Annotated in this window: 21 protein-coding genes and 2 pseudogenes; 7 read left to right on the plus strand and 16 right to left on the minus strand. The window is 31.8% G+C overall.

Translation table 11 applies throughout. The features are described 5' to 3' along the window. Positions 1-2 precede the first annotated feature (2 nt). Both KQI42_RS00800 and KQI42_RS00805 read left to right on the plus strand, forming a co-directional pair. Positions 3-380, plus strand: a complete 378-nt coding sequence (locus tag KQI42_RS00800) for a helix-turn-helix domain-containing protein (RefSeq protein ID WP_216515799.1) — start codon at positions 3-5, stop codon at positions 378-380. An 18-nt stretch (positions 381-398) separates the two neighbouring features. Continuing rightward, entirely contained in the window at positions 399-1358 is a 960-nt protein-coding gene (locus tag KQI42_RS00805; protein ID WP_216515802.1) for a CPBP family intramembrane glutamic endopeptidase, read from the plus strand. A gap of 110 nt (positions 1359-1468) precedes the next feature. Here the strand turns inward: KQI42_RS00805 and KQI42_RS00810 are convergent, their stop codons facing one another. From KQI42_RS00810 to saoL, 9 genes are all read right to left on the minus strand, one after another. Next, a complete protein-coding gene (locus KQI42_RS00810) occupies positions 1469-3106 on the minus strand; it encodes a PucR family transcriptional regulator (protein ID WP_216515803.1) in 1638 nt (545 codons plus the stop codon). A 144-nt stretch (positions 3107-3250) separates the two neighbouring features. After that, complete coding sequence (locus tag KQI42_RS00815) at positions 3251-4435, minus strand: M20 metallopeptidase family protein (protein WP_216515805.1); 1185 nt, start codon at positions 4433-4435, stop codon at positions 3251-3253. 14 nt (positions 4436-4449) lie between these two features. Next, a complete protein-coding gene (locus tag KQI42_RS21145; RefSeq protein WP_281420231.1) occupies positions 4450-4572 on the minus strand; it encodes a hypothetical protein in 123 nt (40 codons plus the stop codon). A gap of 13 nt (positions 4573-4585) precedes the next feature. Next, complete coding sequence (locus KQI42_RS00820) at positions 4586-5761, minus strand: M20 family metallopeptidase (RefSeq protein ID WP_216515807.1); 1176 nt, start codon at positions 5759-5761, stop codon at positions 4586-4588. A gap of 28 nt (positions 5762-5789) precedes the next feature. Then, on the minus strand, positions 5790-6467 hold the full coding sequence (locus KQI42_RS00825; protein ID WP_216515809.1) for a hypothetical protein: 678 nt from the start codon (positions 6465-6467) through the stop codon (positions 5790-5792). Between the two features lie 14 nt (positions 6468-6481). Then, complete coding sequence (locus tag KQI42_RS00830) at positions 6482-7180, minus strand: DUF5058 family protein (protein ID WP_216515811.1); 699 nt, start codon at positions 7178-7180, stop codon at positions 6482-6484. Between the two features lie 325 nt (positions 7181-7505). Further along, a complete protein-coding gene (locus KQI42_RS00835) occupies positions 7506-8825 on the minus strand; it encodes a DUF4179 domain-containing protein (RefSeq protein WP_216515813.1) in 1320 nt (439 codons plus the stop codon). Continuing rightward, complete coding sequence (locus KQI42_RS00840; protein WP_343231629.1) at positions 8818-9342, minus strand: RNA polymerase sigma factor; 525 nt, start codon at positions 9340-9342, stop codon at positions 8818-8820. Before KQI42_RS00840 ends, KQI42_RS00835 begins: the two co-directional genes overlap by 8 nt. Positions 9343-9606: 264 nt before the next feature. Continuing rightward, positions 9607-10278 carry a MerB-like organometallic lyase SaoL gene (gene saoL, locus KQI42_RS00850; protein WP_246565988.1) on the minus strand — a complete coding sequence of 224 codons (672 nt, stop codon included), beginning with the start codon at positions 10276-10278 and terminating at the stop codon, positions 9607-9609. A gap of 173 nt (positions 10279-10451) precedes the next feature. On the opposite strand from saoL, the gene saoD reads away from it, so the two are divergent. From saoD to saoC, 4 genes and pseudogenes are all read left to right on the plus strand, one after another. Beyond that, positions 10452-10784 carry a DsrE-related protein SaoD gene (gene saoD / locus KQI42_RS00855; protein ID WP_216515819.1) on the plus strand — a complete coding sequence of 111 codons (333 nt, stop codon included), beginning with the start codon at positions 10452-10454 and terminating at the stop codon, positions 10782-10784. A 107-nt stretch (positions 10785-10891) separates the two neighbouring features. Further along, positions 10892-11104: pseudogene (gene saoT / locus KQI42_RS21150) on the plus strand (thioredoxin-like (seleno)protein SaoT); the annotation flags it as partial. Positions 11105-11115: 11 nt separating this feature from the next. After that, positions 11116-12213 (plus strand): efflux transporter SaoE, encoded by a 1098-nt coding sequence (gene saoE, locus KQI42_RS00865; protein WP_246565989.1) that lies wholly within the window; start codon positions 11116-11118, stop codon positions 12211-12213. A gap of 4 nt (positions 12214-12217) precedes the next feature. After that, complete coding sequence (saoC, locus tag KQI42_RS00870; RefSeq protein ID WP_216515823.1) at positions 12218-12688, plus strand: Cys-Cys-COOH (seleno)protein SaoC; 471 nt, start codon at positions 12218-12220, stop codon at positions 12686-12688. A 48-nt stretch (positions 12689-12736) separates the two neighbouring features. Here saoC and saoX read toward each other — a convergent pair whose 3' ends face one another. The 7 genes and pseudogenes from saoX to saoB all read right to left on the minus strand — a co-directional run bounded on the left by saoX (position 12737) and on the right by saoB (position 18313). Further along, complete coding sequence (gene saoX, locus KQI42_RS00875) at positions 12737-13921, minus strand: ABC transporter substrate-binding subunit SaoX (protein ID WP_216515825.1); 1185 nt, start codon at positions 13919-13921, stop codon at positions 12737-12739. An 81-nt stretch (positions 13922-14002) separates the two neighbouring features. Beyond that, the gene (locus tag KQI42_RS00880) at positions 14003-14425 is read right to left on the minus strand and encodes a MerR family transcriptional regulator (protein ID WP_216515827.1); all 423 of its coding nucleotides are present in this window, start codon (positions 14423-14425) and stop codon (positions 14003-14005) included. A 147-nt stretch (positions 14426-14572) separates the two neighbouring features. Beyond that, on the minus strand, positions 14573-14707 hold the full coding sequence (locus KQI42_RS21935) for a nitrate ABC transporter substrate-binding protein (RefSeq protein WP_216515829.1): 135 nt from the start codon (positions 14705-14707) through the stop codon (positions 14573-14575). Positions 14708-14746: 39 nt separating this feature from the next. Then, complete coding sequence (locus KQI42_RS00890; RefSeq protein ID WP_216515831.1) at positions 14747-15400, minus strand: ABC transporter permease subunit; 654 nt, start codon at positions 15398-15400, stop codon at positions 14747-14749. A 19-nt stretch (positions 15401-15419) separates the two neighbouring features. After that, positions 15420-16576: pseudogene (locus KQI42_RS21585) on the minus strand (double-cubane-cluster-containing anaerobic reductase). Positions 16577-16620: 44 nt separating this feature from the next. Continuing rightward, on the minus strand, positions 16621-17493 hold the full coding sequence (gene saoA / locus KQI42_RS00905; RefSeq protein WP_216515837.1) for an ABC transporter ATP-binding protein SaoA: 873 nt from the start codon (positions 17491-17493) through the stop codon (positions 16621-16623). Positions 17494-17506: 13 nt separating this feature from the next. After that, positions 17507-18313, minus strand: a complete 807-nt coding sequence (saoB, locus tag KQI42_RS00910; protein WP_425519733.1) for an ABC transporter substrate-binding (seleno)protein SaoB — start codon at positions 18311-18313, stop codon at positions 17507-17509. A gap of 272 nt (positions 18314-18585) precedes the next feature. On the opposite strand from saoB, the gene KQI42_RS00920 reads away from it, so the two are divergent. Further along, a complete protein-coding gene (locus KQI42_RS00920; RefSeq protein ID WP_216515843.1) occupies positions 18586-19710 on the plus strand; it encodes a double-cubane-cluster-containing anaerobic reductase in 1125 nt (374 codons plus the stop codon). Positions 19711-19724 lie beyond the last annotated feature (14 nt).

A 19724-nucleotide genomic window follows, 5' to 3' on the forward strand; every position in this document is an offset into this window, starting at 1 on the left:
ATATGAGTTTTGGTGAAAATTTGTTATCATTACGAAAAGCTAAGGGAATGTCACAGGACGAGCTTGGCGCACAGCTTAATGTTTCAAGGCAGACTGTTTCAAAATGGGAGTTAGACGAAACTACACCCGAACTTGGAAAATTAATATTACTCGGTGAATATTTCGGTGTGTCCATAGATGATCTTGTAAAAGGCCAAAAGCCGGCATCGAAGGCTGAAAGCGATACTTTTGAAATTGAAGTTACAAAGGCCAAAAATACGACGTGTGACATTATATTTTGGGTTTTAAAAATAGCAGGTATCATTTTAGGTGGGATGGTATTAATTGATGTAATAGTAATGATAATATATTTTATAACCAACCGATTCCCCTCATTATAATTTGTGGAGGGTAATAAAATGAGTACTGTTTTTAACACAATCAAAGTTTTTTTCAAGGGTATTAATCCGTTTAGCAGAAATGATGAAAATGTTTCCGTAATCCTTTTTGTTATAAGAAAAATACTGGCTTTTATATTTGTTTATTTTGCTTCAATGTTTATAGCAGAAGCAATAGCAATTATCATTCATTTTGCAATGGGATACAATGTTCTTAAAGGTGAAATGCTTAGTATGCAAGCAATGACACTAATGAAGTATTACGGATACATCATACATATAGGAGTAATATTTCTATATTGCAAAATTTTTGAAAGACGTTCCCCCAAAACATTGGGCTTTAACAAAAAAGTCACCATCTACTTAAAAGGAATACTCGTTGCTGTCTTATTATTGACGGTGTGTATAGGTTTGAGCCTTTTAACCGGTGCAATAAAATACAACGGTATCTTTAAAAGTATTGATTTTCCGATTATTTTAGCATTTATGGGTGGATTTATCGTTCAGGGTGCAATGGAAGAAACTATGTGCCGTGGATTTTTTATGACTTCCCTTTCAAAAAAAGTTGTTATTCCAATCGCAATCTTTATCAGTTCAATTGCTTTCGCATGGCCGCACTTTTCATCTCTTTTTCAAGCTGATTTGATTTACTGTATTATAGGATTAGCCAATCTGCTTTTGGTATCCGCTGTTTTTGCACTATATATTATAAACGATGGAAATATCTATGTTGCCTGCGGATTGCATTCTTTTTGGAATTTCATATCACTGAATGTTTGCAGACTTAATCTAAGTGGAATAAGTGGAACAGATGGGCAATCAACTGCAATATTCAATTTATCAGTAAATGGTAGCTGTATCTTAAATGGCGGGCAATATGGAATTGAGTCCAGCATTTTAACGACATTAGTGTTAACTATTTGTACAGTTCTTCTTACTTTAAAATTTAAGAAAAAGGGCATTAAGAAAATTGAATTTTGATACAGCTAGTGCGCATCTTGTTTGATATAAAAACATCCGATATTTAATCAATATCGGATGTTTTTATATTAAACTCATTATCCTTCTGTTCATCTGGAGTTCTTCACTTACTATTTTAATATATCAATAAATTTCAGTGTAATCTCTATCTTCAATCTTTCTATAGGATCCTCTAAGTCAATATTACAAGTTTGCTGTATCTTTGCAATTCTATATCTTACAGTATTACTGTGGATAAATAGTTTTTTTGCTGCTATATTGCAATTTGATTCACTCTCTAGATAAACTTTTAGAGTGGATATAAGTTCTTCACTATTTGGTTCTTTTAGCAGTGGATAAATATTGCTAAAATTATTACTAAAATTTTTTCTTTGAATATTTTCTAAGCGTAGTAGTCCGAATGGTCCTAAATCTTCAAAAGAAATCATCTCTCCATCTGGATAAATATAAGACCCAATATCTACAGCTTTTAAAGATCCTATATAACTTTTCTTTATGGAACAAATATCTTCTACCATATCCCCTATGCCTAGTTTTATTTCTCTATCGGAAAAAGTAGTTTTTATTTGTCTAAATATGGGCTCAAAGGTTTTTTTCACATTTTCAATAATATCTTCTCTATGCTCTTCTACATCATATATAATTATTATAGTATTATCATCCAATATACCAAATATAGATTTGTCCTTTGGAATATTCAACAAGAATGTAGTAGATATTGTTTCACGACTATTATAAAATGATGGATTGTTTTCATCTTGTTTTATACATATACATATAAATTTATTTTCTATATTTAGTTTAAAATCTTGAATGCTATTCATTGCTTTAATTAATTTTTGTTTCGTATCTAATTCTCCATTTATTAAATCTTTAATAAGATCATCATAAAATCGCCTTTCAAAAGAATTCATAAGATAAATTTGTTCATATATTTCTAAAAGTAATGTATAACTAAGTCTTAATGAAAATAGATCATAGTAATCAATCTCATTACATTCTTCCCATACTATTAGTTTTGATACAGTTACACCTTTTATTACTATTGGCATTATAATAAAAGGACATTTACTTTTATCTTCTATGTTTTTTATTCTATAGATGTTCAATTTATCGCATAGTACTTCCTTTTGATAATTAAATGAAAAATCGTCTCCTTTATTAAAGGAAATATCATCTTTTAGCAAAGAGTGGTTTATGGGAAAAGTAAATATTTCTTTTTCTAAAATATCAAATATAGATATGGGATAATTAATTTCTTCTGAAAGATTTATTATTGTTTTTTCAATTTTTTTATGAAAATTATCACTCCTAAGCAAAAGTTTATCAGCATTCTTTTTATCATTAATATAAGTTATATAGCTATTCATAGCAATTGAATTTACTGCATTGATTATATCAATCCAAGCTGCATTATATGGTATATTGATTAATGGAAATCCTAGATCATTACATAGATTTATTATTTCTTCTGGAATCTCATTTAAATATCTATCGGTTTTTATTGCCATCCCTGTTGAATTTTTACTATGCAAAAAAATTATTACATCTTTAAAAAGTTTAATATCATCCTTAAATAAATATCCCGATGAGAGTACTAGCTCTTTTCCTTTAAACCATTTGTATCCGTCTGGAGCATCAAAAAGTGCTACAGCTTGAGTTTCTCTATCTAGCCCTTTTTCTCCTGCAATCAAATGATAATCTGAAAAAAACTTTGTTTTTAATATTTCTCCTATTTTAATCCCCATAATGTCTTACCTCTTCCATTTAATATATCATAATCCTATTATATCATATATTAGACAACATCCGACAATATCGAGCAAATAAATAACTTCCTAATTTTAAAATTTTTTATCAAAACTAGGAAGTTATTTAACATTATTATAAAATTAATTTTTCTCTAAATAATCTAATGCACCTTGAAGAAGTAATGCTGCTCCTCTCCAGAATAAATCTTCATTTATATCAAATTTAGCATTATGATGCGGATAGAATTCCCCATCTACTGCTTTAGGAGTATTTATAAAGAAGTATGTTCCTGGTACTTCCTGTAAGAAGTATGCCATATCCTCTCCACCCATTATTGGCTTTTTCATTATCATTATATCATCTTCTAGAACAACCTTTTTTGCGGATTCTACAAAATCTTTAGTAAATGCTTCATCATTTACTAGTGGAGGATATCCAAAGACATATTTAAATTCGTAGCTACCCCTCATTGTTTCAGAAATCCCTTTTGCAAATTCTTCGATTCTCTTAGCTAAGTTTTCTCTTACCTTTTGGTCTACTGCCCTCACTGTTCCTTCTAATTCTACACTATCTGGGATTATATTATATGCAAAGCCTCCATTGATTGTTCCAACTGTAACTACTGCTGGATCCGTTGGACTTATTTCCCTACTAACAATTGATTGCACATTGGATAAAAAATATCCTGCCATAGCAATTGGATCTATACCACTTTCAGGATAAGCACCATGACAACCCTTACCTATTAATTTTAATTTGAATCTATCTAGACAAGCCATCATACCACCATAAGATACCATTACTAATCCTTCTTTTGCATTATCAGTTAGTGTTCCTACATGAAGTCCCATAACTGCATCTACTTTTGGATTTTCTAATGCTCCATCCTCTATCATTGGCTTTGCTCCACCGGGTCCTTCTTCTGCAGGCTGGAATATTAGTTTTACATTGCCTTTAAGCTTATCTTTATTTTCACTTAATACCTTTGCAACTCCTAAAAGAATTGCAGTATGAGCATCATGTCCACAAGCATGCATATTACCATTTTGTGATGCAAAGGTCAGTCCTGTTTCTTCCTTAATGGGAAGAGCATCCATATCCGCTCTTAAAGCTATAGTTTTTCCTGGTTGACCTCCTTGGATTAATCCTACTATACCTGAGACTCCCACATTTTCTTTATACTCAATTCCCATTTCTTTAAGTTGTTGTGCTACATATGCAGATGTCTGTGGTAAATCTAAGCCTACTTCAGGGATTTGATGCAATTCTCTTCTCCAATTTATAATGTTTTTTTCTACTTCTTGAGATTTTCTGATTATATCCACACTGATTCCCCCTTTTAGTTTTTAGCTAGTTTATCTTCTTCACTATATGAAAACCTAGTACATCCATAACCCGAAATCTTATTAAAGTTAGTTACCATTTCTATATCTTTTATAATTCTTCCTATATTGGATTGCAAGATAAATCATCCCTTATAGTACAAGATATTTTTCAATTATTGCTGCATAAAATTGTACTGATTCCATTAAACTATCTATTGTTATATGTTCATTTGGCTGATGGGCCATATTAGCATCTCCTGGTCCATAAAATATACAAGGTATTTGTTTAGCGGGTAAAAATATTGATGCATCTGTATAGAAATTTACTCCTTGTGCCTTAATATCTTTACCAAATTCTTCTTTAACAGTTTCTTCAGCTAATTTTACAAATGGATTATCTCCTTTTGTTTCTACTGCAGCTCTATCATTTAGAATCCTAATATCTGCTTTGAAGTCATCTATTTGAGAAGATAGCTTTTCTATCATTTCTTCAAAATCTTTTATTATTTCATTATGATCCATGCCAGGTACAGTTCTCATATCTATGGTAATACTGCATTTATCTGGCACAACATTTGTCTTTACTCCACCATTTATAGTAGATATATTCATAGTTGGATGACCAACGATTTCATTTACCTCGTATTTGAACTTATAGCTTATGAGTTCAGATAATAATGCATTCATATGAACTACAGCATTAGTCCCGTTTTGTGGGAATGCACCATGTGCTGTCTTGCCATAGGTACTTATTTCAACCCAAAATGCACCTTTTTCTGCTATATTTATTCCATTTGAGCTTGGTTCCCCAATTATTATGGCTCCGACTCCGTCTAGTCCTCCATCTTCTACAAATTTTATTGCACCTATACTATCCGTTTCCTCTCCTGCAGTGGCAGAATAAATAAAATCACCTTTTAATTTCCATCCTGCTTTTTTTACTGCTTTAAGTGCAATGAGCATTGCTGCTAGTCCACCCTTCATATCAGCAGACCCTCTACCATAAATCTTATCATCTACTACTGCACCACTATATGGACCATGCTCCCACTCAATATCTCCTGGAGGAACAGTATCTAAATGTCCATTAAATAATAGTGCTTCTCTTTCTCCAGTACCTCTTAATCTTCCTATAACATTGCCTCTATTATTTCCTAAATCATCAACTATTGCTTCTATTCCATAGTCCTCTAATTTTTCTTTTATAAACTCAGCAAGTGGCAGTTCATCTCCTGGTTCGTTTACAGTTTTAAAGCCTATCATTTGTTGAAGTAAATCTATGGTTTCATCCTTATCTATAAATTTTAATATGCTATTATCTTTCATTACGTCCCCCTCCAATGTATTATTGTTTTTATTGTTGTTTTGCTTTCTTTTTATATGAAGTTGTTGCAAAGATTATTGTGCTAAATACACATACAGGAATTAATATATATACTGGCAATACCTTTACAACTCCTAAAAGGAATAACGTTAGACCTATTGCAAATGCACCATATTTCGGATATTTAACTGCAAACATTGCAAACATGGATCCGAATATTGCTGGTAATACAAATTCAAATGCCTTAATTACTACTGGTGGAAATAACTGCATAAGTCCATTTCCAGCAATAGCTGCTATTGTTACAACTATTAAGTTTGTAATAATTGAACCTGCAATTCCTAATGTAGCTACTAATTCTGCTTTCTCTGAACCTGGCTCAACCTTTAATGCTTCTTGAGCAACAGCTGCACAAGGTACTCTCATATTACCTATATTTCCTGCTAAAAATGACATATAAGTTCCTGCAACCCCTAAAATCGGGAAAAATGATATAGGTTCAATAAAATAATATGATCCGTAAATTGATGCAATTAGAAACCAACCTGTCAGAATAGCACCAATTGGTGGTAATGCTCCGTATCTTATCCATAAATAAATTGCTGGAAGAAAGCATAGAGCTACTGCGAGGAATAAAGTCCATCTTCCTGTCTTTATAATTGGTTTTGTAAAACCTTCATAATAAGCTTGATTTTTGTTGTTTTCCATTTATATCCCTCCTATTATCCTACATATAATACTGCAGCAACCATTCCAATAACCATTGCAATTCCTAGATTATATTCTGCAAGTTTAGGTAGTTTTTCTGCTAATTTTCCTAATAATATCATTGCTATTCCTGCAACTAATGCAGCGACTAAGTTTCCACTTCCTGCTATTAAATGACCTCCTACTAAATATGCCATGGCACCTAACATAGCTGCTCCACCTATTTCACCTGTAAGCTTTGAATCTCCTTTTGAAATCTTGTTTCTTAAACCATCTAGTTTATGAGTAAATAATCCACAGAATAAAAGCCAACCAATACCATTTAAAGTCATAGCCCAAACAGAGTTTGCATATTCTATAACTCCATAACCTTCTCCGCCAAATTCAACGCCCATGGCCTTAGCTCCCATTGTAGATGCTGCTAATTCTGCAGGTGCAGATCCTATTATAGATAACCTTAGCCAAGTCATAGGTGCCCCTATTACTGCCATCATACCTAGCATTACAACAAATACTGCTACAGCAGGTCCTATAGCTGATATAGCTCCAATTCTAAAGGCATCTTTAGCCTCTTTTTTTGTAAGTTGTACTGAGTTTGCACTGGCAAACGCTTTTTTAGAAAATATAATTGCTTGAATTCCTACTACTGCTACTACTGGTAAGCACATTAACCATAACATTGGGTCATTGGCTACTTTTAAGTATTCCTTCATGTTTATTACCTCCTGCATATTTTTATTTACAACTTTATCTTAATCTTACTACTTTTCTTTGTAAAAAAAATTGTGAGTAATTAAGAGAATAATGTAATTTTTTGTAGCTTTATGTTTTTGTACAAAAACTATTATTTTTTTGCATTATTATATAATAAAAAACTTCCCTCCTTAATCTCCAAACTATTTTAAGACCCCTTCAACACTTTCTTTAATCTCTACCTTAGGTCTATGCTGTTATACTATATTTTAGATTTAAAAGGGCATATCTGCATTGAAGACTGAATTCTCCAATACAGATATGCCCTAATACTTTCATTTTTCCCTATCTTATCTTATGCTTATATATGGTTTCATCATATAATTTTTTGTATCTCATCCTTTGAATATTTAACTCTAACTTTTCTCCCGTTCCTCTAAATTCAAGAGTTCTAGTATGTTTTATTTGGGTAGTACCTTCAACTACTATTTTTTCATAATCTCCAGGAAGAGTTTTCTCTAATTCCTTTTTTTCTCCATCTATATTTAAAGATACTTTACTCAATGTTGTATTTTCATCTGTAGTAATATTTATATAGGTATTTCCCTTGGATTCATAAACTTCATTAATGCTTATATCTTGCTCTAGAATCTTTATAGTTTTGTTGACACTACCTTTACTAAGTTCAATTGACTCATTAGTATCATGGTTTCCACCAAAAGATACTAGCTTTATTTCTATATCTTTTATATCGACAGGCAAAGCATCATAGGATATATAAAAGTTGATGCCTTTCATATCTGTACTTATCCCTGAACTTTTCACTTGTACTTCTTTTCCATTAGCTAACAACACAATGTCTATATTTTCAGGCATGAACCTTTCACCTTTTATATGGTCTACTCCTAACTCCAATATATTTTGAATTTGTCCTTTTATAATTGTAGTTGTTGGTGATGCTACTAAGGACTTGATCTTTATTTCTCTTTCATCTACTTTAATTTTCTTATAAATAGACATTTTTATCTTATGACCCATTGCTTCGGTTCTATCTAATTTAAATTCAATTACTCCCTCTTCTTGCTCAGTGCCCATTGATTCTATTTTCAATTTCATTTTCTTTTCATAAAATTTTGGAGCATCGCAAGCAATCACCCATCTCATTTCTGTACCATCTTCATTTGCTTCTCCCGATCCACTGTAGGTATAGTCTTTATTTAAAGCTCCAACTATAGATACTCTTAAATCAGAGTCTTTGTCTTCAACTTTACCTTTAGGATCATTTATAGTGTAAAAGGCTATTAAATTATTATCGTCTAACATTATTCCGTCTAGTGTAACTGTAACTCCACTCTTAAATTTATAAGATTTGTTTATACTTTGACCTTTACCCAATTCATTTAACTCTTGTAAAGTTCCATCCATAACACTTTCATAACCAATTAATCTTTTTCCATAATAAGCTAAAGTGTCCATATTGGACCCTACAAGTAATGTTGCAATAACTAGTGCCGCAACTTTTCCCCTAGTCCTATTTTTTCTTTTTATTTTCCTATTAGGCATATTATCTAGAGCATTTCTTAATCTCGATTCCATATCCTCTGGTACTTCTAATCTATCTAGATTATCTTTACTTTCTTTTAATAACTTTTCTATATTAGTCATTTAAGTATTCACCTCCCATAGATTCTTTCAGCTTTCTCATTCCAACACTCATTCTGGATTTCACTGTACCAATAGGTATTTTTAATATTTGCCCTATAGTTTCATAGTCTAGATCTAGAAAATATTTTAATCTAATTATTTCCTGATGCTTAGGACTTAATTCTGATAGATATTTTTCTAATACTATTTTGTCCTCAGGGTTTTCATATATTTCGTAAGTACCTTCTTCTCTTATATTTTCTAAAGGAACAATCTTTTTATTTTTCCTCAATATACTTTTACAAGAATTGACCAATATTGTTTTACTCCAACTATAGAAGGCATCATCATTCTTAAGTTTGTGTATGTTTTCATATATAATAACTATCATATCTTGAATTGCATCTAAGGCATCATCTTCGTTCTTCATATAGACATAGGCTAGCTTATAATAATCTAACTGTTGAGCCATAACAAGACGTAGCAAGGCCTCTTTATCGCCATTTTTTGCTTGTTTAATTAATAGTTTTATTTCCACCTTCTCACCCCTATCTATACATAAGAGTATTGTACCACTAAAAAAGTTCATTTATTTAATTATAAATTTATTAGAGACATTATAGAAAATAAATTAGCATGATTAGAAGTATTAAAAACACTTGGAGATCAATGAAAAGTCCCTTAGATAATATAAAAAGGAACAGAGTATTCTGTTCCCTTTATCATCTTTTATATTTTTAATTAACTTATTTTATAAAAATTACATATCCATTTATACCTTTCATGTCATTACTTATTATCTTTATATATCAGTTACGCTAAATAACATTTCCGAAACTCTTAGAGCTTCTTCAACATTTAAACAAAATATATCAAACTCATTTAATTGCATTTTAGCAACCCATGTATCATATTCTTTCTTCGTACAGAAGAAATTCATAATATTTCAGCAGTTTCCTGACCAATTTAAATTTTTATTTAAATCTACATGAAGTATATGTAAATCTGTAGGCTCGTAACTATCAAGTTTACCATTTCTAATACTTACTTTAATATCAGCACCACAGTTACTACACTTTGACTCTATATTTACATCCTGCTTAAAAGTAAACGCTGTGCCCATAGCATCTATAGCACACATAGCACTAAATTGTCTACCATCAGCAAGTATGACCTTATGATTAGTAGGAATTGCCGAAACTGGATAGATAAAATTCACATTTCTCTCCTCATCTATTACTATTGCATTTTTCTTTAATAAATTGCCTATTATCTTGTCTACTACTTCTTTATCCATTATCTTTATATCACTAGTAACTTCATATACATCATTTATATCAAGAGATTGTCCCTTGTTAATAACACAATTCATTAGGTGTCTTCTTAATATTTTCTCTTCCTTTATTAGTCTGCTATCTATACTATCCATTGCTAATTGTTCATTAGTATAATATCTATAATTCAATCTTTCCATGGCATACCATCTCTTTCTATAATATTGTCTTAATCATGCTATCACTTTTTAAAATAATTGTTAAATAGATAATATTAATGAATAAGCTTTATATTATAATATCTTTTAATTGTTATTTTTTGCACAATCATGTTATTATTTAGAGGATTCAAAAGATATAAGGGGGAATATAAGTGAAAGTTGCATACGTCATAAGCTCGGATAATGCAAGAACTATTTTAAGAGATATGGTGATTCCACAATTAGAAGCTGGTAACCATGGAGCAGAAGTAGTAGGTATGTTCTTCGTTTTTGATAATACATTCTTACTGATGAATGAAACTGATATCGGTGACAGACTTCAAAAATTACATGAAGAAACTGGTATGATACTTTTAGCATGTGATCAATGTGCAATTGAAAGACAAATTGAAAACATACTTGTACCAGGTGCTGCAATTGGTTGCTTCCCAGTATTATATGGTGCCCTTGGTTCAGTAGATCTTGACCAAGTAATTACATTCTAGAACTACAAGGTCCGTTTGATACGGACTTTTTTTTATTACAATATGGAGGCGATAATTTGAAAAGAGTATTAGTTGAATTCATTAATACATGATCTGGATGTGACGGTTATACCCGTGCTGTAGAGGCAGCTGCAGCTAAATATAAGGACAAGGTAGATGTGAAAATATACTATGCAGGTAAGAACATGGATTATGTGAAGAAATATGGAGTTATATTTAGAGGAACTTTGATTATTAACGAGAAAAAGAAGATTCAACGGATATCTAAAGATATTATCGAAAAAGAAATTGCTTTAGCTGTAAAAGAATTAGATGATTAGAGGTGATGTTATTGTTATTACTAGATTTTTTAAAGAATATATTATTATCTTCTATTAATTTACTTAATGGAACTTCTGGTTGGCTTGTTTTTAGTTACATAATAGCTGGGCTTCTACATGATGTAATATCCCCAGTAAGATTTCATAAATCCTTAGGCAACACCAAACTTAGTTCTATTTTAAAAGTAACACTCTCAGGTATGTGCTTACCAATTTGCAGCTGTGGGACAATCCCTCTTGGTATTAGCTTATACTATTCTGGAGCTTATGTGGGACCTACCCTAGCATTTATGGCATCTACTCCTGCATTAAATCCTATAGCATTAATACTTAGCTATGGACTCTTAGGAAAAGAGTTAACCATGATAAATATAGCTGCAGGGTTTTTACTTCCTTTTATTATAGGAATAATAGGCAATAAATTAGGGGGTAATGAGATAAGAAAACCTGATCTAGAAGAAGAAATAGCAGCTATATCATTAGAGCCAATAGAAAAGATTACTTTATTAGAAAAATTTAAATCAGGTATGCAATGGGTTGTTGAAGATTTGGCCATAGTATTGAGTAAATATGTAGTCTTAGGAATGTTGTTTGGGGGATTTATTCTAACTGCATTTCCAGATTCCTTTATACAAAAATATCTAGGAAATCCTAGTATGTTATCACTTTGGAATGTAGCAGTCCTTGGGGCACTTATGTATGTTTGTGCAGTTGGTCATATTCCATTTATAGCTGCCCTAATTGCTAGTGGTGCTTCACCTGGTGCTGCAATTACCTTTTTAATGGCAGGTGCAGCTACTAATTTTCCTGAGCTATTGAGTATTTATAAGATGATTGGTAAAAAAACTGCTATAATATATGGGACAGTAATATCTGTCTTTGCATTAACCGTTGGATATTTAACAAATTTATGGCTTATGCCTAGATTTGAACCCGCCATTAACTATAATAGAATCGATAGTACAATTGAAAATGCAAATAAGTTACTTTTTACCTTACCAGAACCACTTAAATATGTATGCTCCTTTATCGTTTTTCTATTTTTCTTAAAGGGTATGTATCCAAAGGTAAAAGATTTATTCGGAAATTTTGCAAAACAAACGAGGTAATCAGATGAAAAAAAATACTAAAATGATATTAATAGGACTGGTGATCTTCGCTTTAGGCTTTTATGCTTTTTTTCTAGAAAAAAGTAGTTCTGTGGAATCCTTAGGAGTAGAACCTGATAATGAGCTTCTTTTGTATTTTATAGAAACTCATCCTGATAATAAGGTAATACTATGTGGATATGAAGATTTAAACGATGATGGTCGTAAGGATCTCCTGGTTATTTATAATGAAGCTCCTAGAAAGAATGCAATGGTTGTAGTTATAGATACAGGCAATGGGTTTAAATTATCTAATCACACTAGTGCTCCTATAGATAATCAAAAAATTGAGTTTAAAAATATCGATAAAACTGGACCAATAGAATTTATTGTATCTGGTTCAAAGGATGGAAATTTTGGTTATTCTATATTCAGATTAATTGATGATATAGAAATAAGAGATTTATTTGGAGAAGGTATGGAAGAATGCTGTTAAAAAATATATAAAAATGGAGCTTATATAAGCTCCATTTTTATATACTTTTTATTCAGTAACACCATCTATAACTTTTGCCTTAGATAACCATTCATCATAAGTATCTCCAACAGGAAAATTATCATCTATGTTTTCCTTAATAAATGTATCAAAATCTTCTATACCACAAGTTTCAAGCAAATCTGTTGACATAAACTTTTCAATATCATCTATATTTGGAATATCTTTCTCATCAATATTAAAGTCATAAAAATATTGAATATAGTTATCTAAATTTTCTTGTGAGAATTGCCATGTAATTGTTCTTCCTTCTTTTATAGTTTTCATATAAACAGTTTTTAATCCAACTTCTGGAGGAACACCAAATCCTTCAGCAAACATCATAGAAGCATTGTATGGATGTTCATATAAGTATTTAATAGAAAGTGCATGTGCAAGCACTAATCTTCTTGCTAATTCTGGATGTGCTTCTTTGAATTCATTGTTCATACAATAAATGCAACATATACCCCATCCTTCTTCCATATCTTCTGAAACATGAGCACCCCATCCAGTTGCCATAATACGACCGAATCCTTCAAATTCCACTAAAGAACCATATGGGTCACAAGCTGAAAAAGCATCAAGTTGTCCAGCTTTTAATGCAAAAACTTTATCCTTATCTCCCATATCAACTACTTCGTAATTTTCTAATTCTACTGGAATTCCTAATTGTTCTGCCCAATTACGCCATTCTGGTTTTGCCTCTGCACTAGATCCAATAGCTAAAGTTTTTCCAATTAAATCCTTTGGCTCTTTTATATCATTGCTAACAACCAAATATCTAGAACCTCCTAAATGATTTGCTGCAGCCATAAATAGTGGTGCTCCTTGGTTAACTGACTTAATAGCACCTTCGATACCCTGATATCCCACATGCATTTCTCCCGAAGACATAGCTTCCATAATTTTACCAGTCTTAGTTACAACAACATTAAGTCCTAAAGCTTTGTAAATACCAGCCTTTTCTCCTATAATAGATGGAACCATATGGTCACAGTCTCTATAGCCTAGTTGTATTACAAAATCTTTGTCTGCATCCGTTAATTCTCCTAATTCATACTTTGCAGCTTCTACTGCAGGGTCATAATCAATCTCTTGGATTACAGTTTCTTTACTACTATCTGTACAACCTGTAGCACTGGCTGCAATCATTATTGATACTAAAAGCATGGCAACTATTCTTCTTTTCATAAATATTTCCTCCCTAGCTTATATATTATATAACATGTATACACATATCATAAACCGCTTTAGTATACTTTACCTCTTCTACTACCTATGGTTTACTACTTCCTTTTTCTCATCTTCAATTCCTTCAATGAAATGACATATAGTACCTTTACATCCGCTTATTTTGCTTGCATCTGATAGATGTTTTTCTAATCTATCTTTCTCTTCTTCGAGTCTAGCTATCTCTGCTTTTATAGAAGATATTTTCTCTTGTATCTTCTGACTTACATAGTTACACGGATGTATCCCCTTATTTTTTAGTGCTAATATCTTTTTTATTTCTTCTAATTCAAATCCCAATGTTCTAGCCTTTCTTATAAAAAGTAGTTTTTCTATATCTTCTTCATCAAATACCCTATAGTTATTGGATCGTCTTTCTACTTCCCCTAATAAACCTTGACTCTCATAATATCGAACAGCAGAACTACTAAGTCCAGTAATTCTACACGTCTCTTTTATAAACAACACGGTTACCTCCTAAATCTTATTATAAACCTTAAAGTTAACTTTAAGGTCAAGAGAAAAAATAGAAATTATATATTAATTATTGTTTTAGATATAATAAGGACACCAGTCGTAAAAAACATCCACCAGCTTAGCTGGCGGATATTCTTAATCTGCTTTCCATCTCAATAATATACTTTCAATTAAGAGCATCAATTTATCAATACCAAACCCAATCAAAGCAGCTATAAACATATATGCTATAATTGTATGAGTTTCCATTCTAGATTGAGCCTCTACCATACAGTAGCCGAACCCGGCACTGGTTGCAATGAACTCCGCTCAGATAACCGACATCCAACCCATACCAATGGCTAATCTTACTCCAGTAATAACCCCAGGAAGTGATCCTGGAAGAACAATATCTTTAATAATATCACTTGTGCTTGCTCCCATACTTCGAGCTGCATGATAAAAATCTTTGCTAATTTCCTGCACCCCTGCTATGGTATTTAAAATAATCGTAAATATACCTGTAAAGGCAATCATAAAAATCGTCGGTCCATCACCGAGACCAAACCAGATAATAGATAATGGCACCCAAGCCATGATAGGAACCTGCCTCAAAGAGTTTATAAATGGTGCAAAAGCTCTTAACATAGTCGTAGAATATCCCATAATCATACCAACAGGTAGACCAATAATAAATGCATAGAAAGCACCTGTCATTACCCGACGTATAGTGATGCCAATATTTCTAAGTACATATAAATCTGTCAATGCTTTAAAAAATGCTTCCATTACACTTTTTAAGGAAGGGAAAAGAAATGGTTTATTAACAATTTCTGCTGCAATTGCCCATATAATAGCAATGATAATCAAAGCAATTGGAGTATAAAAATTAAAATCCTTTCCATTAAGCTTTCTCCAAGCATTTCTATCCTTCATTTTACTTGCATGTACCATTCTTTTTACATCTTTTTCTTGTGCATTCAATTCTTTTCTTCACCTCCTCTTAAAGCATTTCTAAGAATGCCTCAATTCTTGTTCTTAGTTGCCCCTCATCTCCTTGTCCATAATTTGTCTCTAGGTGTAGATAAGGCTTGCCACATTGATTTGCAATCTTTTTAATATTTGTGGATTCAATTCCAAATGGATGACATGAATGAAGAATAACTCCAACAACACCATCAACTTTCCACTCATCAATCGTAAGCGCTACTTGATCTAACCGTCTTTGATTAGGTGACATAACAGCACAAGGCACCTCTAAATATTTTTCTGCAATACATTCAATTGGATCTTTTGTTTCAGATTCCTCAATGAGTCTTCTTCTAGAAACAATACCACTACAACCTTCATAACAAACTATAACACCACCAAGTTCCTCTATAACCTTAATAGTTTTTTCAAATACTCCACCACTAGGTCCACCAGATACTAATATCCTAGGTCTCTTTTTACCTTTAGGAATAGGTCCGTTACCATTTTTCCAATCTTCTTCGCATTTGTCTAAAACCTCTTGTACTTTTTCATAGCGATCTTTTTGATCAAATATGTATTGAACTCCTTCCATTACACTACGCATGTGCAAACCTGCAATGGCAGGTGGATCAAAGCGTCCTAGTTCATATAAGCAGCCATTTGAATACGCTCCTTATTTCCCCATTTAATGGCTTCCCGTAACATCTCGTCTGTAATAGTAATATCAAATTTCTTTTCTAATACTTCCTTAAAATGACGTAACTCCATAATCCAAGATTCCAAAGATCTTTCAGGATCAGGATTATTTGGTAAATGTATAACATGAACGTCCTTTAGTTCACCAAGCATTTCATACATTTTTTTCTTCCCATCACAGGTTGTCTCACCTACGATGAGATCAGAAAAATAAGCATAAGGACATGTTTCAGTTAATGCAAATCCATAACTTGATTTAATTAAAGGGCAAAGGTTTGCAGGTAATTCTACTTCTGCAGCAGGAATTGGTTCAGCACTTTGACCACATAGACCTACTCGATAGAGTCCTGCTGCATCAATAATTTCAGAAGGAGCAAATTGGCAAAACGTACCGCATAATCTTCCCCCCTTATCCTTTAACTCCTTTATCTTTAGAAAACCTTGCCTTCTGGCATCGGCAAATTCTTCAAAGCGTTCTGGCAATGTTGTCATAAACGTTCTCCTTTTATTAAAATAATATAATATAGCTAATTAGACTATTTGTTGCTACTACAAAGTGCTTTTTCAGCAAATACTGTTTTATCGCTACCTTTCTTATCCGTTTTTTGAATAAACTCTAATAATTCCTCATCCCCTTGATTTTTGATTTCACCATTTAAGGCAGATCTTAAGATGTCGGATAATTCATTAGTATATTGATGATATCTTTCATTTTTTCTATCTCTAGGTCTTGGAAGCTCAATTTTTATATCAGCTAATATCTTTCCTCGATCTCTAGACATAACAATAACTCTATCACTTAAATAAATAGCCTCATCAACATCGTGGGTAACCATGAGAGCAGTTTTTCGTTTTTCTTGCAACATAGATTCTAGCTGTGCTTGAAGCATTTGACGCATTTGAAAATCAACAGCGCCTAATGGCTCATCCATCAATAGTATCTCTGGGTCGCATGCAAGAGCCCTAAGCAGAGCAACTCTTTGTTTCATACCACCAGATATTTCATGGATATAATAATTTGCATATTCTTCAAGATGTGCCATCTCTAATAGCTCTTTAAGTTTCTCTTCACGTTCTTTTCTTGGTATTCCTTGCATCTTCATTGGATACATAATATTCTCTCCAACTTTCATCCATGGAAAAAGTGCATAATTTTGAAACACAAAAGCTCTATCTGGTCCCGGCCTATTTACTTCTTTACCACTAACAGAAATATTCCCGCCTTCATGTTTCAAAAAACCTGCAATAATATTTAGAGTTGTCGTCTTTCCACAACCTGATGGTCCTAACAGAGAAACAAATTCCCCCTCATTTACATCAAAAGATATATTCTCTAATACAGTATTCATTGATTTTTTATCTCTTCTATTTGAAAAAACTTTAGTAATTCCTTGTACAGATATTGACATATTTTCACCTTTCCTATTCTAAACTCAAAAATTTAATTTTTGTATTATTCAAGAGCTCTTCTGTCATGACAATATATTCCTTAAGTATTCCCACTTGATTTAACTCTTCTATTGTCTTATTATATACTGTTAAAAAATCTTCAAATACCTTTGTACCTATAATATCTTTCCTGACAACTAAGCTATAAGAGATATAATCATTTTCTGAAAGAGGCACAAAATTAAACTCTTGCAATAGAGCTGCCTTGGTTAAATCTAAAACTGCCCCATCTATTTGTTCTCTTTCTAAGGAATACGGCAAAGAAACAGGTGTCATTTCAACAACTTCTTCTACCTGTCTATAGCTTTCTTTAGCAAGTTTATGTAAATGTTCTCTCTTCTGTCCAATACCAAGTCTATAGATATTTTCCATGTCCCCTTTATAGACGATGATTTCAGCATTCATGATGACTGGACCATAAATTTCAAAATCATCATTAGCCCGTACTAAATGCAAGGCCATATGATTACAATAAAAAGCCATATCAATTTCATCTGAGCTCAAGGCCCATTGTGCTGTGTTACTTCAGCAATCTTTGAATATAAAATCATGTAAAATTTCTTCATTTTCTTCTGTAACATCAATACTTTCTATACCTATGTTTTTACTTGTTTTAATGATCTGTTTGAGAAGCAATCCAGTTATATCATCTCCAGATCCAATTCTTAATCCTATATCAGTATTTTTGATTTCTTTCTCTCTAGGCATGAAATGGAAAAATGCTAATCCCAAAATCAATAAAAATAGAAATGAAAGAAGTATCTTTTTATTTGTATTCATATAATTATCACTCTATATTTTTATTTGTCAGTTTTTTAACTATGTAGATTAAATACATGCCATTTCTATATCAAAAATACTATATCAAACCTTTTCACTTGATTAAATACTTATAGAGATATTTTATAGTATCATAGGTTCGTATAAAATAATGTAATTACGCCATTCTCAAAATTCATATATAATTGTTTTGTAATTGAATTTGATTTCTAACGATGTAATAAAAATAATTCTGCTTCTCAATGGATTAAATAAATCGTAGGGGGTTTAATATGGATAATTTTGAAATGATAAAAAATGGTACTTTAAAAGCAAAGGAAATTAAGGAAAATGGAGGTAAAATTGCAGGTATCTTCTGTAGTTTTGCACCAGTTGAAATATTAGATGCTGCGGGCATTCATATAGTAAATCTATGTGGTACAAGCAATGAAAGTATAATTAATTCGGAATCAGACCTTCCAAAAAACCTCTGCCCTTTGATTAAATCAAGCTATGGTACTGCAATATCAGATAAATGTGGTTATACCTATCTCTCTGATATAATTATTGGAGAAACAACCTGTGATGGTAAGAAAAAAATGTACGAGTTACTAAGTGAATTAAAGGATATACATATTATGCAATTACCACAGGGAATTGACAGAAGTTATTCATCTCTTATGTGGGAAAAAGAAGTTAGACTATTGATTAAAATTCTAGAAGAAAAATTTGGCATAGAAATTACAGAGAAAAAGTTAAAAGAAGCTACTTCCTTTAGAAATAATTTTAGATCTTTATATGGTGAATTGTTTGAACTTAGCAAGCTTGAGCCACCTGCAATCACAGGTTTTGATATGTATAAGATACTTGAGGAGTATAAATTTAACTTTGATTTAAAAGAAGAATATAAACAACTAGAAGAATTGATTAATCAAATTAAGAAAGATTATGAAGAAGGTGCAAGACCTGTAGATAATAAGGCTAAGCGAATCCTTGTTACAGGTTGTCCATTGGGTGGAGTTTTGGACAAGATTGTCAATACCATTGAAAATAGTGGTGGTGTAGTTGTTTGCTTTGAAAATTGTGAAGGCATAAAATCTATTAGAAATAAAGTTGATGAAAATACTGATGATATTATAAAAGCAATAGCTGATAGATATTTAAATATTGGCTGTTCAGTTATGACACCTAATCTTAAACGGATTGAATTATTACCAGAATTAATAGAAGAATTTAAAGTTGATGCCGTTATCGAAGTAGTACTCCAGACTTGCCATTCATATAGTGTAGAATCAAGAACGATCAAGAAACTAATTACTGATACAGGCATACCATATATGGCTTTAGAAACGGATTACTCAGAATCCAATATTGGCCAAATCAAGACCAGAATTGCCGCATTTGTGGAAATACTATAATGTTAAAAAGCTAG

It is taken from the genome of Tissierella simiarum (genome assembly GCF_018917865.1).
In the GTDB taxonomy this organism is placed as follows: domain Bacteria; phylum Bacillota; class Clostridia; order Tissierellales; family Tissierellaceae; genus Tissierella_C; species Tissierella_C simiarum.